The 13,254-nt window shown below is 64.2% G+C and carries 11 protein-coding genes; 3 read left to right on the top strand and 8 right to left on the bottom strand.

The features are described from left to right. Positions 1–5,745, top strand: a 5,745-nt coding sequence (locus A3E77_RS14385) for an autotransporter domain-containing protein (RefSeq protein ID WP_293647121.1), incomplete at its 5' end; no start/stop codon positions are given. 268 nt (positions 5,746–6,013) lie between these two features. Here A3E77_RS14385 and A3E77_RS14380 read toward each other — a convergent pair. Beyond that, positions 6,014–6,862 carry a hypothetical protein gene (locus A3E77_RS14380; protein WP_293647119.1) on the bottom strand — a complete coding sequence of 283 codons (849 nt, stop codon included), beginning with the start codon at positions 6,860–6,862 and terminating at the stop codon, positions 6,014–6,016. 92 nt (positions 6,863–6,954) lie between these two features. Beyond that, positions 6,955–8,223: a S8 family serine peptidase gene (locus tag A3E77_RS14375; RefSeq protein WP_293647117.1), complete on the bottom strand. Its 1,269-nt coding sequence runs from the start codon at positions 8,221–8,223 to the stop codon at positions 6,955–6,957. 122 nt (positions 8,224–8,345) lie between these two features. Here A3E77_RS14375 and A3E77_RS14370 point away from each other — a divergent pair, with 122 nt between their 5' ends. Together A3E77_RS14370 and A3E77_RS14365 are read left to right on the top strand one after the other, a co-directional pair. Continuing rightward, positions 8,346–8,834 carry an RNA polymerase sigma factor gene (locus tag A3E77_RS14370; protein WP_293647115.1) on the top strand — a complete coding sequence of 163 codons (489 nt, stop codon included), beginning with the start codon at positions 8,346–8,348 and terminating at the stop codon, positions 8,832–8,834. Continuing rightward, positions 8,831–9,535 (top strand): anti-sigma factor, encoded by a 705-nt coding sequence (locus A3E77_RS14365; RefSeq protein ID WP_293647113.1) that lies wholly within the window; start codon positions 8,831–8,833, stop codon positions 9,533–9,535. The genes A3E77_RS14370 and A3E77_RS14365 overlap by 4 nt, the downstream gene beginning before the upstream one ends. Positions 9,536–9,690: 155 nt before the next feature. Here A3E77_RS14365 and A3E77_RS14360 read toward each other — a convergent pair whose 3' ends face one another. The 6 genes from A3E77_RS14360 to A3E77_RS14335 form a co-directional block, all read right to left on the bottom strand. Beyond that, positions 9,691–10,158: a DUF6130 family protein gene (locus A3E77_RS14360; RefSeq protein ID WP_293647111.1), complete on the bottom strand. Its 468-nt coding sequence runs from the start codon at positions 10,156–10,158 to the stop codon at positions 9,691–9,693. Further along, positions 10,155–10,592: a cupin domain-containing protein gene (locus A3E77_RS14355; protein ID WP_293647109.1), complete on the bottom strand. Its 438-nt coding sequence runs from the start codon at positions 10,590–10,592 to the stop codon at positions 10,155–10,157. Before A3E77_RS14355 ends, A3E77_RS14360 begins: the two co-directional genes overlap by 4 nt. Position 10,593: 1 nt before the next feature. Continuing rightward, entirely contained in the window at positions 10,594–10,824 is a 231-nt protein-coding gene (locus A3E77_RS14350; RefSeq protein ID WP_293647107.1) for a DUF2798 domain-containing protein, read from the bottom strand. 84 nt (positions 10,825–10,908) lie between these two features. After that, positions 10,909–11,319, bottom strand: coding sequence for an organic hydroperoxide resistance protein (locus A3E77_RS14345; protein WP_293647105.1), 411 nt, complete (start codon positions 11,317–11,319; stop codon positions 10,909–10,911). A 27-nt stretch (positions 11,320–11,346) separates the two neighbouring features. Beyond that, positions 11,347–12,141 (bottom strand): SDR family NAD(P)-dependent oxidoreductase, encoded by a 795-nt coding sequence (locus tag A3E77_RS14340; protein WP_293647103.1) that lies wholly within the window; start codon positions 12,139–12,141, stop codon positions 11,347–11,349. Positions 12,142–12,278: 137 nt separating this feature from the next. Continuing rightward, positions 12,279–13,181 carry a LysR family transcriptional regulator gene (locus tag A3E77_RS14335; protein WP_293647101.1) on the bottom strand — a complete coding sequence of 301 codons (903 nt, stop codon included), beginning with the start codon at positions 13,179–13,181 and terminating at the stop codon, positions 12,279–12,281. Positions 13,182–13,254 lie beyond the last annotated feature (73 nt).

Genomic DNA, 13,254 nt, shown 5'->3' with positions numbered 1-13,254 from the left:
AACGCCGGTGTCATTCGCGGCAACGGCATCGACGTCGGCGGCATCGACAGTCGGCCGAGCGGCGGCATCGTGATTGCGCAGCCGAATTCGATCGTCACCAACGCGGGCCAGATCAGCGGCGCAGCGAACGGCGTCGTCACCTCCTATTTTTTCAGCGAAGACGCAAATGGCGATGATCTGCCCCCGCAGCCGCTCGCTGCGAACACGCAGGTTTCGAACAGCGGTGTGATCCGCGGCGAGGGAGGATCGGGCGTCGCCCTTGTCGGCGGCGGTACCGTCACCAACGGTGGCACGATCTCGGGGACCAGCGGGGCGCCCGGGAGCATGATCAACGGCACCGGCGTATCGATCTCGGAATTCCCCGGCGCGGCTGCCAGCAATATCACCGGCGTGGGATCGATCACGAACAATGACGGCGGCGTGATCGAGGGCCAAATGTTCGGCGCGGTGCTGCAGGGCGGCGGCACTGTTACCAATATGGGCACGATCCGCAGCACCGGTAATCCGAACCCTGCGACCCCGAACGTCAGCCCGTTCGGGCTCATTCTCGGTGCAACCACCGAACAGACCGGCCGCGCCGCGACGGTGGTGAACACCGGCAACATCTCGGGGTTTCTCGGGGTTCTGGCTGGCGGTGCGCTGGAAAGCGCGACGATCAACAACGATGGAATGATCAGTGCGACCGCAATCGCCATCATCGGCCAGTCCACCGGCAACCTGACCGTCAATAATTTCGAGAATGGCGAAATCCTTGCAAATGCGACGGCGATCGCGTCGAACGGCGGCACGCTGACCGTCGATAATAAGGGCTTCATCTTCAGCGCCGGTCAGAATGCGATCAACATCACGACCGCCGACGCCGTGATCAACAATAGCCAGGGCATTGTCGGCGCCCTGTCGGGCATTACGACCACCGTGTTTCAGAATGCCGAGGGGACGCAGGCGCGCGCGCGCAACACTGCGGTCACGAATTCGGGCACGATCGAAGGCCGCGCAGGCAGCGGCGTTTCGCTCGCGGGCGGCGGATCGGTGGTCAACAGCGGCGTGATCCGCGGACTGAACGGCAATAACGGGTCGGGCACCGGTGTCGCCCTTTCCGAATTCGCCCAGTCTGTCGCGACTGATGTCACCGGTATCGGCTCGGTGACCAATGCTCCGGGCGGCCTGATCGAAGGCCAAATGTTCGGCGTGGTCGTCCAGGGTGGCGGGACCATCGATAATGAAGGGACCATTCGCAGCACCGGGACCTTCAATCCCGCCAATCCCAATGTCAGCCCGTTCGGCGTCATCCTTGGCGCGACCGCAGACCAGACTGGTCGCATCGGCACGCTCAACAACAGCGGCACCGTTCAGGGTTTCCTGGGAGTCCTTGCGGGAGGCGCGCTCAGCAGTGCCGTGATCGAAAACGAGGGTCTGATCAGCGGCCAAGCGGCCGCCATCATCGGTCAGTCGACGGGCGCCCTCACCATCAACAACCATGACGACGGCGAGATCGTCGCCAATGGGACCGCGATCCGTTCCAACGAAGGCTCGCTGGCTCTCAATAATGCGGGGTTGATAAGCGCTGCCGCCCAGGATGCGATTGTCATTACGACGGCGGACGCGGTGATCGTCAACAGCGGTCGGATCATCGGCGGCCAATATGGGATCGTCACCACGCCGATGGCGGATGGGACGGGCCGCGCAATCAATACCTCGATTACCAACAATGGCGAGATCATCGGTCTCAATAACGACGGCATTCGCCTCGCCGGCGGCGGGAGCGTGATCAACAGCGGCTTTATCGTGGGTGTCAATGCAGGTGCGCAGGGCACGGATGGCATCTCGATGTTTGCGCATGTCGACCAGTCGAACGAAGATTATTCGGCCCACGTCACCAACGATGAGAATGGCCGCATCGAGGGCCAGCGGTTCGCAATCATCCTGTCGGGCGGTGGCGAGGTCGTGAACGCCGGGGAAATCGAGGGCGTTAATGGCGGCGTCTATGTCCAGGGGACTGCCCTCAATACAGATCCAAGCGAGGATCGCAGTGGATTGACCGCCAAGGTCGTGAACACAGGCGACATTCGCGGCACTGGCAATCTCGGCGGCAGTGGCGGCGACGGCTATGGGGTTGGCTTCGGCAGCGACATGTCCAGCGCGACGCTCGAGAACAGCGGCACGATCGGCAGCGATTTTGGCGCCGGCGTCTCGCAGGGATCGCGTGCGGACGTAACGATCACCAATGCCGAGGGGGGCACGATCACCGGCGGCACGTCGGGCATCTATTCCTTCGCGACGGGCACACTTGCCGTGAACAACGCCGGTGTGATCCGCGGCGAGGGCAGTTACGACGGGTTCGACGCCGCGCCCGACGCCGGCATCACGATCACCACCGCGTCGTCGAGCGTGACCAACACCGGGACGATCACAGGTGCGGGCGCCGGCATCACGACCGCCTATCAGTTCGACGAGGCGATCGGCGATATCGTCGGCATCGCGGTCGGCACGCAGGTGACGAACAGCGGCACGATCCGAGGCGAATCGAACGATGGCGTGCGTCTGATTGGCGGCGGCAGCGTGAGCAACAGCGGCATTATCCGCGGCGAGGGCAGCGCGCTGGCCGATGGCATCTCGATCTATCCCTATGACGGTCAGGCGCTGGCGAACTATGTCGGAACCGTTGCGAACAGTTCCACCGGCGACATCAGCGGTACGCGGTTCGGGATCATCCTGTCGGCCGGCGGCGCGGTCGACAACGCCGGCAAGGTCACCGGTGAGGGGCCGGGCGGCGTTCTTATCCAGCGCGGGGCAGGGCTTGTCCAGGAAACGGGCTTTGACGGCATGCTCACCAATACGGGGACGATCACGGGCTCCAACGGCTATGGCGCGGTCGTCCTCGTCACCGATACCGCAACGATCACCAATAGCGGAACGATCACTGGCGCAACATCGGGCGCTGTCGTCGAAGGGTTGCAGGTCTCGCAAGATATCGCGCAGACCGGCACGATCAGCAATAGCGGCACGATCACCGGAAGCGGGACCTTTGGCGCTGCGGTCGCGGGCTTCCTCGATAGTGCCGAAGTAAACAATAGCGGCTCGATCTCTGGTGCAAACGACGGCGTCATCCTCGGTAATTTCGGGACCGCAATGCTCGTTAACACCGGCGCAATCACGGGCGGCGGTCGGGGCGTATGGGGCGATGACAGCGGTGCGATCATCCTCGACAACGCAGGGACGATCACCGGTTCAGGCGGGATCGCTGTCCAGCTCGGCAGTTTCGACGATCGTGTCACTTTGCGAACCGGTAGCGTAATGTCCGGCGCCGTTGACGCAGGGGGCGGCAACGACAGCCTGACGCTCGATGGGGACGTCCTTGAACTGACCGAGGCGCAGCAGCTTACCGAAGCGACCGGGTTTGAGACACTCGACGTTGCGGCAGGCTATTGGTCGACCACAGGCGTGGTCGGCGCATTCGATAGCGTTTCGATCGCCAGCGGTGCGTCGCTGCAGGTCAATGAAATTGATCTGGGCGCGGGCGATACTTCGTCGCCGATCCTGACCCCTTCGGTTCGGACTGACGGCCTGCTCGTCTTGAACTTCGGTACCGACGATGTCGTGTCCGATCTGGCCGACCTGACCATCGACGGGACGGGGCAGTTGCAGCTCATCGGCGACGCCGTGTTTACCGTAGACACCGCCAACATCGCGCACACTGGCGGAACGGTCATTTCCAATGGCGGCCTCGTCCTGACCGGGCTGCTTCAGGGTGACGTGAAGACGGAAGGGACCGGCTTCTTCGAGCTGGGCGCCGGCGGAACCGAGGGCAGCTTCGCGGGCAATATCGTCAACGACGGGCGCTTCGTTTTCAATCGTTCCGACAATTATGATTTTCTCGGCGCCTTCTCGGGCAGCGGCACCCTCGACAAGATGGGTGACGGCGCGCTGACCTTCATGGGTGACTATGCCTTCCAGGGGGTGACGAACATCCTTGGCGGCTCGGTGCGGATCGGTGGCACGATCGATCCGGGTACCGAATTCGACCTAGGCGAAGGCGGCACGCTCGACATCACGGGCAAGGACCAGACGATCGGCGGTCTCGAAGGCGATGCGGGGTCGAGCGTCGTGATCGGCGACAGCCAGCTCACCGTCGATCAATCTGGCAACACTGCTTTCGGCGGCGATATCTCGGGCACGGGCAGCCTGGTGAAAGAGGGCGCCGGCACGCTCAACCTCACCGGAAACAGCAGCTATACGGGCCCGACATCGGTCAACGGCGGCACGCTCGCGGTAAACGGTTCGATCGCCTCGCCGGTGACCGTCAACAGCGGCGGAACGCTCGGCGGCAATGGCGCCGTGGGATCGACGACAGTCGCCAGCGGCGGGACGATTGCGCCGGGCAACTCGATCGGCCAGCTGACCGTGAATGGCGACCTCGCCTTCGCTGCAGGCTCGGTCTACGAAGTCGAGGTTAACGCAGCGGGCGCCGCAGATCGCCTCGATGCGACGGGTGCTGTGACGATCGCCAGCACGGCGAGCGTGGCGGTCTTGGCCGAGGACGGCAACTATAACCCGCGCACCGACTATGTAATTCTGACAGGCGGTGCGGGAATCACAGGGACGTTCGGTTCGGTGACGACCGACCTCGCCTTCCTCGATCCGCTTCTGCGCTACAGCACCAACTCGGTGACGCTGTCGCTCTATCGCAACGATATCGATTTCGCCGATATCGCGGTGGGCTTTAACCAAGCGAGCGTGGCGGCCGCGGTTCAGGCACTTGGCGTCGACAATCCGCTGTACGAAGCGGTGCTGGTCCAGAATGCGGCGACCGCACAGGCGAGCTTCGGCGACCTGTCGGGCGAAATTCTGGCTAGCACGATCAGCGGCCTGACCGACGACAGTCGTCATCTGCGTAATGCCTTGATTGGCATGAAGGCTCCCGAAGAGGGCGGTGCGTTCGTTTGGGGCTCGGCTTTTGGCGGCTGGGGAGAATTTGACGCGGCGCGCGGGAATTTCGCGATGGACACCGATCACAAGGGTCTGGTCGCGGGCGTCGGTTTTGGCGGTAGCGGCTTCGCTGCAGCGCTTTCGGCAGGTATCGGCGGGTCGGACTTCCGCTTCGGCGGGCGCAATGACCATGCAAACGTGGAAAGCAAATATATCGCGGCCCATGCCACTTATGGCGCGGAAGGCGGTCTGCGCGGCACCATCGGTGTCAGCTATGCCTGGCACGACATCGATACGACCCGCGCGATCAACGGCGCGCCGCTGGCTCAAACGCTTTCGTCGAAGCGGGACGCTGACACGCTGCAGATCTTTGGCGAGATCGGTTACGACATTGTCACGGGCAATACGGCGATCACACCCTTTGCCCGACTGGCGCATGTCGATACCGGCAGCGATGCTTTCGCTGAAACCGGCGGCGACGCGGCACTGACCGTCGCGAAGGGCGATCAGAAGACCACCTTCGTCAGTCTTGGCGGGCGTGCGCAATTAAACGCCGGTCAGCCAGGCTTCCAGCCTTATGTGTCGGCTGCCTGGAACCGAGCGTTCAACGACCGCGCCGCACCGATTGCATCTCGGTTCACGGCCGGAGGACCTACGTTCGGCATCCTTGGCACGGCTATCCCGAAGAACTCAGCCGAAGTCGAAGCCGGATTTGAATATACCACGGGCTCGTTTCATCTCGGCGCTGCTTACACCGGCACGCTGGCATCGGACCGCAACTCCCATGGTGCAAGGGTAACTGCGCGCATCGCCTTCTGATTAGCGACCCGTCGGAAGGGCGAAACGCTCGGTATGAGGTCGAGGCGACTTTGGTCACCTCGGCCTCATTTCTTTCTGCATCATATGGTCGTGCCGCTGGGAGCAATTTGCGAACGGCTGCTTTCGCAAATTCTCTCCTGAAAGCGGTCAGGCCGCAATCGGCCATCAATAGACATCTGCGAGCACAAAGAGGGCGGGCCGCATGGCGGCCCGCCCAGTGATCGATCGGCGTCAATTGGGGTCGTCGCCGATCGCCCCTTTCGATCGATTATTCACTGACGTCCTGGTGCTCGGCCGCTTTCGTGAGCTGGCCCTTGGTCATGCCAGTCACGAGGACATCGCCCGAGCCGGCAAAGCTTACGGCGGGAAGCGTCGCCACGCGATTGCCGACCTCGACCGTCACCGCCTGCACGACGCCGCGTCCGGTCTGGCGCAGTTCCTGGACATGGCCGATCACCTTGCCGCGCGGATCGGTGACGGGCATGCCGGGAGCCACCGCGAACATGCCGTTACCACTGGCGGCGGCGCTGCCAGCGGCCGCGAGCTGGCCAAGGCTGCCCTGGAAGCCGCCCGCGACTGAACCGACGCCGCTGGCACTGCCTGAGACGTTTGACAGCGCGCCGCCGGCCCGGTCACGGACGGTCCCGACCGCACCGCGCGCGGTGCCGGTTGCGGTCGATGCGGTGCCTTGCGCGGTGCCGACGGCGTCGCGGGCGGTCTGGCCGACGAAATCGGTGCCAACCGCCTGCGCGTGGAGACTGCCGCTGCCCGCGGCGCTGCCGGAGCCATTGGCGTTGCCGCCGATGGGGCTGCCGAGCAGGTCGGCATTGCCATTGGCCGAGCCGTTGCCGTTCGCATCGGCGTTGCCCTTGCCTTGGACCCGGCCCGAGCGGCGATCGACTTGGGCGTCGCCGCGGCCCGAGCCGGTGATGTCGCTCGCGGTGCCGAGGGTGCCGCCGATCGGCCCGGTCGGATTGCCGAGCGTGCCGCCCAACGTTCCGCCAAGGCCACCACCAAGTCCGCCGCTGCCGCCGAGCAGCTGCGCCGTGGCGGGGGGCGAAAATGCCATGGCCGACGCGGCAAGCGCGAGAGCCGAGGTGAAAATACGATGTGCCATTGTCCATCTCCTTCATCTTGCGGCCCGGAGGGGAGGGCCTGGAGGAAGAACGACAGGACGTTCGGATTTCTTCCGAGAAAGTTTCCGGCGGATCAGCGGCCGCCGCAATCGCCGCAAATCAGCCCGTGGCCGTAAGTCTTGTCGCGGCCCGTTTTGCCCAGGTCGCGCGCTTCGAAAACCAGCGCGGAGACCGCTGGGGATATACGGTCTATCGCCGGAGTCGGATAGCGGAGCGCGAGGCGTCCTGCGACCAGAGGTGCGGCGAAAGATGTGCCGCGCAGGCGATTTGTTGTGTTGGCACCGGTCGCGGCGAGCACCGCGTCGCCGGGCGCGGCGAAGTCGGTATGGAGCGCGCGGCCCGCCTCTGGAAGCACGCGGTTCTTGCCGTCAACACCGGTTACAGCAAACACCCCCTTATAGGATGCCGGATAAGCGGGTGGGGCGGCAGGGCCATCGTTGCCGACCGCCGCGACGATCAGCATGCCGCGCTGCTGCGCGCGCGTGATCGCGGTTGCCAGCAGCTTGTTATCGGGTCCGACAAGGCTGATCGTTATCACTGCGACCCCGCGCTGAACCAGCCAGCCGAGCGCGCGCGCGATAGCGCTGGCGTTACCGCCCGCCGGATCGGAGCCATAGACGTCGGCGGCGAGAAGGTTTTGCCCCGGGGCCGAGCCCCGCACCGGGCCACTACCGATCAGTAGCGACGCGAGCGCGGTGCCATGGCGGCTCGCATAAGGCGCACCAGCAGCAAAGCCGCGCTGCTCGACGCGCCCTGCGACCGACGGATGCGGAGCAACGCCGCCGTCGATCAGTCCGAGCGATGCCCTTCCGGATGACGCGGTTGTCGCCAGCGCGGGCGCAGGAAGCGCACCGCCGGGACCGCTCGCGAAATAGATATGGTCGGCATCGATTTCGGCGTCGGGAAGTAGCTTGGCGAGCTGTTTTTGCGCACGGCCAAGGCTGCGTCCTTCGGGAACCGCGAAACGGACGATATCGAGATCGAGCCCTTCGATATGATCGCGGTCGATCAGCCGGAACCCCTCCTTCGCCGCGCGCGCGACCATCGCGTCGCCGACGCCTGTCGCGACGAGAATGCCGCGCACCGCGGGCTGCCCTTCGCGGTCGGGCTCGATACGGTCGCGATTGTCGCGAAGCAGCGTGGTGATCCGGTCGAGCCGCACCTTCGCGAGGGTGTCACCTACGGCAATCACCGGCTCGGCGCCGAGGTTCGGCAGCGAGGGCAGCGTGCGCGAAGCGTCGGGAAGCTGGACCGGTGGCAGCGCTATCTGCGCGAACAGGCGCGTGGCCATTGCGGTGGACACAAGCGAAATCGTCAGGACCAGAGTGATCAAAACGCGCATCGAAATTCCTTGTATCGGTGGGGCCGGCAGACGACGAACCGGCCGCGCAAAAAATTTAGCATGATGCGGAAGAAACGATAGGGTGGCGTCGTTTCTTCCTCGGACATAGCAAAAAGGCAAATATGCGCTTCGAAGAGGAACTGGTCGAATTACTGCCGCGCTTGCGCCGGTTCGCTCGCGGATTGGCGCGCCATGCAAGCGACGCCGACGATTTGTGCCAGGCCGCGATCGAACGCGCGCTGAAATCGCGTGACCAATGGCAACAAGGGACAAGACTGGATAGCTGGATGTACCGCATTACCCGCAATCTCTGGATCGACGAGCGCCGTGCCGCGGGCCGGCGCGGCGTTCAGACACCGATCGACGACAAGGTCGTACAGATCGCGGGCCAGGGTGCGGCCGAGGTGGAGGCGGGGGCTTTGCGCGGTGACGTCGATGGCGCGATGGCACGGCTTCCCGACGAACAACGCGAGGTCGTGATGCTCATACTCGTCGAAGGTTATGCCTATCGCGAGGCCGCGGACATACTCGAGGTGCCGATCGGCACCGTTACCTCGCGCCTCGCCCGAGGGCGCGAAACATTGATGTTTTATCTGAGAGAGGCGGCATGAGCTTGGATCCCGAAACGGTCGCTGCCTTCGTCGACGGCGAACTCGACGACCTGACCGCCCGCCGGATCGAGCGCGAGGCCGCAACCGATGCCGCGCTCGCCGCGGAGATCGCACGCCACCGCGCGGTCAAGTCGCGTTTGGCTGCGCATTATGCGCCCATCGCGGAAGAGGCGGTTCCCGATCGGCTGCGCTCGCTGCTCGCGGTCGATGATAAGGTCGACACCAGCCTTGCCGATCGCCGCGATGCAAGGCGCACGCGCTTCGGCGCCATACATTGGGGCGCCATCGCCGCCTCGCTCGTGCTTGGGCTGACGATTGGGCTGCGTCCCTGGATGCCCATAGCCGATGTGGCGAGCGAGGGCGGCACGCTGGTCGCGGCAGGACCGCTCGCCGAGGCGCTCGACATGCAGCTTGCGTCCAGCCAGCCTGGCGACGCTGCGGTACGGATCGGCGTCAGCTTCCAAGACAAGGCCGGGCGCTATTGCCGCACCTTCGAGAGCGCTTCGATCGACGGGATTGGCTGCCGCGAGAGCGAGCGTTGGCAACTCGAACGGACGCTTCGCGGACAGGCGCGAGGCGCCTACCGGCAGGCGTCGTCGGGGGAGCTCGCTGCTGTAGCTGCGACGATGATGGCGGGGGAGCCGCTCGATGGCGCAGCCGAGCAAGCGGCGCGCGATGCCGGGTGGGATCACAGCCGCTAGACTCGAATATCCGCCCGCTTCCGCATTGCAATTCGCCGGTCTAAGTCGCGATTTGCGGAGCTCGCGTTGCAGGTGCGTGCCAGCATTTGGTCCATCGTCAACTTACTCGTTCCCGCTACCAAAACCGGACAGACGGCAATCGGCCAGAACCCACATCAATGATCGTGTGACGGCCCAGTCGCGGTTGTTTTCGTCAAGTCTGGGACGATGAAGGACACGGATCTGCCAGTCAGAACCTTGTGCTCGGGCGTCGCCAGTTCGATCAATATCTTATGGGGGCCGGGAGGAAGGCCGTTCACGACGACGGCGCCATTGTCGCCAGCGGCCGCCCATCGCCAGGGCAAATCATCAACACTGACATGCAGATGGCCTGCGCGCGGCGAGACATCGACGGCGCTTGCTCCAAAGACCGGCAGAATCCGGAAATGCTTCGTCTGATAGGGAATGATGACTGCCCCCCGTGCAAGCGGACCAGCAAGCGGCGGATCGACGAACAGTTCAGCAGGCGGTTCATTGATTATCGGCACGAATTGCGAAGCTTCGCGCCCGGCATCAATCGGCTGCGCGGCTGCGGTGGTCGCCAAGATCGAACCGAGCGCTGCAAAGAGCAGGGTACGGATCATCGCGACGTCTCCTGTGTTCCCGTTTCGCTTGTTGGCACCTCGGCAGGCACAAGCAGCGGTTTGCCTTTTTCGACGATATAGGTCGCGAGTTCAGCGCCATTCGTGGCGGTGCGATTGCGCGCCATATGCGCGACGCCCGCGGGAACAAAGAGAACCTGGCCGGCCGTGACGGTGACCGGCGGTCGACCCTCGAGCTGATATTCGAGTGTCCCCTCGATGACATAGATGACTTCCTCGCCGGGATGGCGATGCCATGGGGCCACCGCACCCGGGGCAATGTCGATGCGCGCTTGGATGGTTTCGCGGCCCGCGATCGACAGGTCGTGCCGCTGCAGGTCGGTGCGCGTGACGCCTGCGGGCGTGTTAGTTGCAGCGGCTGCCGCGCCAGCCGTGAACAGGATGGCGGCAAATAAATTTGAGATTGCGTGCTTCACCTTACGCCTCCTTGCCGATGACCCGGTCGATGCGGGCCTGCAAACGCGGCCCGATCAGAAGGATCGCGGGAATGACGATGACATAGGCGATCGCCCAGGAACGCAGCCATGTCTCGACAAAGCCGGTCGCAAAACCGAGATTGAGCGCGAGGAGGGTGAAGGAAATAATCCCGGTTGTCACGACTCCCATCAGGAGGGCGAAAGCGATTTTCCGTTTCATTTGGATGTTCATGATCCAGGTCCTTATTCATCCGCAGTTTGGCGGCAAAAACCGTCGCGCCATGTCATGGCGACAGGCGCGACGGTTTTGGGTGGGTCAGACGATATTGATGTCGACCGCGATATTGCCGCGCGTCGCCTTCGAATAAGGGCAGATCTCGTGCGCGCGGGCGGTCAGCGTTTCGGCGGTGTCGCGGTCGATGCCGGGCAGGCTGACGTTGAGACGCGCGATCAGCGAAAAGCCCCCATCGTCCAGCGCAAGATCGACTTCGGCGTCGATAGCGGCGTCGGCAGGCAGCCGCAATTTCTGTTCGCTGGCAGCCTTGCCAATCGCGCCGAGGAAGCAGGCCGACCAGCCGGCCGCGAACAGCTGTTCGGGGTTGGTCCCGGTGCGGTTCGATCCGGGCGGCGACAGCGCGATATCGAGTTCGCCGTCCGAGCTGCGCGACGCGCCGTCGCGGCCGCCGGTGGTGTGGGTTTTTCCGGTATAGACGATATTCTGTGACATGATTCTACTCCTGCTATGCTTCGGGGGTTAGGCGGCTAGATACCGGGCCGCGGGGGTGCTGGTGGACAATTCGCCCGCCATGGCCTGCCGGGCTGCCTCGAAGGCGGCCCAGCGGGATTCGTCGTGAAGACTGGGGATTGTCGCAAATTCGCCACGCGCGAGGCCAGTCAGCGCGGCGTCAACGAGCTGGTCGGCGCGCATGACGATCTCGCCGGGCAAATGCTCGACGGGGGTTCCCGCGATGTCCCAGAAATCGGTCGCGGTCGCTCCCGGCAGGACGACCTGCACGCCGACCCCGGTACCGTCGAGTTCGTGACGCAGGTTCTGGCTGAATGCGAGAACAAAGGCTTTGGACCCGCCATAAACACCGTTCAGCACCTCAGGGGCAACCGCGACGATCGAGGCGATGTTGACGATCGTGCCGCGGCCGCGTGCCACGAAGGCGGGCACGACCGCATAGGTCAGACGCATCAGCGCCTCGACATTGAGCGACACCATTGCGCTCATCGTATCGACGTCGGCGTCGAGGGCGCGAGCGGTCGACCCGATGCCGGCGTTGTTGACCAGCAAGGTGATGCTGCGCTCGTTCGCGAGCCGGGCTTCGACGAGAAGAAGTTCGGCGGGGTTCGCAAGGTCAGCGGGCAGCGTGTCGATCTGGCGGCCGGTGGCTTTCCGGATCGCTTGTGCCACGCGCTCGAGTTTGGTGGCGTTGCGCGCGACAAGGATCAGGTCATAGCCTTGGCGAGCCAGGCGATCGGCGTAAAGCGTGCCAATTCCACTCGACGCTCCGGTAATGAGGGCAGTGCCCTTTGCTTCGTTCATCGTTCTTCCTTTCCAACAAGGGATGGATGCCCACCGACCGTGATGGACGGGGCGGACCAGAACGATTTAGTCGTGCGGGAAAATGCCGGTAGCGGGCGAAAGCGAGAGCGAGCCTCTCAATCGCGGCAAGGGTCGGGTCAGGGGCAGTCGAAACCCGTGCATGCGGCGCGTAGCCGCGGCGTCGCCCAGTCAATAAAGGCGCGCACCTTTAGCGGCAGCAGCCCTTGGCGCGGATAGACGATATGCACCGGGCGCGGCTCGCTGTCGCCGTCGTGAAGTACCCGCACGAGCGCGCCCGACTGGAGTTGCCCCGACAGCTGATAATCGAAGAGGCGCGCGATCCCGACCCCGCCGAGCGCCGCTGCCAGATTGCCCGCAGCGCTATTGACGGCAATCCGCGTCCGCGGCGCGCAGATCATCTCCTCGCCGTCGATGCGGTAGGTCCAGAATATTTGCCGGGTGCCGAACAGGATGCCATCGTGAGCGGAAAGTTCGCGCGGGTCCGTGGGCGTGCCATGCCGTTCGAGATAATCGGGGCTCGCACAGGTGATCAGGCGAAAGTCGCCTGTCTTGACCGCATAGAGAGCGCTGTCGGCCAGATGGCCCAGGCGGATGGCGACGTCGATATGTTCATCGACCATATGGGTGCGCCGGTCGGAGACGATGAGGTTCAAGGTGACTTCGGGATATTCGGCCATGAACGACAGCGCGATCGGCATCACATGGTGTGCGCCGAACTCGACCGGCATGGTGACCGTCAGTTCGCCGCGCGGCGTGTTATATTCGCCCGACGCGCGCCGTTCGGCCTCGTCGAGGTCGGCGATAATCCGCCGTGCGGCTTCGACATAATCGCGCCCGGCATCGGTGAGCTGGATGTTGCGGCTGGTGCGGACGAGGAGGTTGGTGCCGAGATGCCGCTCGAGTTCGGCGACCTTGCGGCTGACGCTGGGGAGCGGCGCATTCAGCTTGCGGCTCCCCGCGGACAGGCTGCCCGCGTCGACGACCGCCAGAATCACCCGCATGGCGTCAAGACGATCCATCTGTCTCCCTCTCTTGCCCGCACGCTGAATAGCGGAATTTGCCCGGTCGTCACAGCTGCAAGCAATTGCCGCT

Source organism: Sphingopyxis sp. RIFCSPHIGHO2_12_FULL_65_19 (assembly GCF_001830555.1).
In the GTDB taxonomy this organism is placed as follows: Bacteria; Pseudomonadota; Alphaproteobacteria; order Sphingomonadales; family Sphingomonadaceae; genus Sphingopyxis.
Note: the sequence above shows the minus strand (reverse complement) of the source record. Positions and strands in the feature narration are given on the sequence as shown.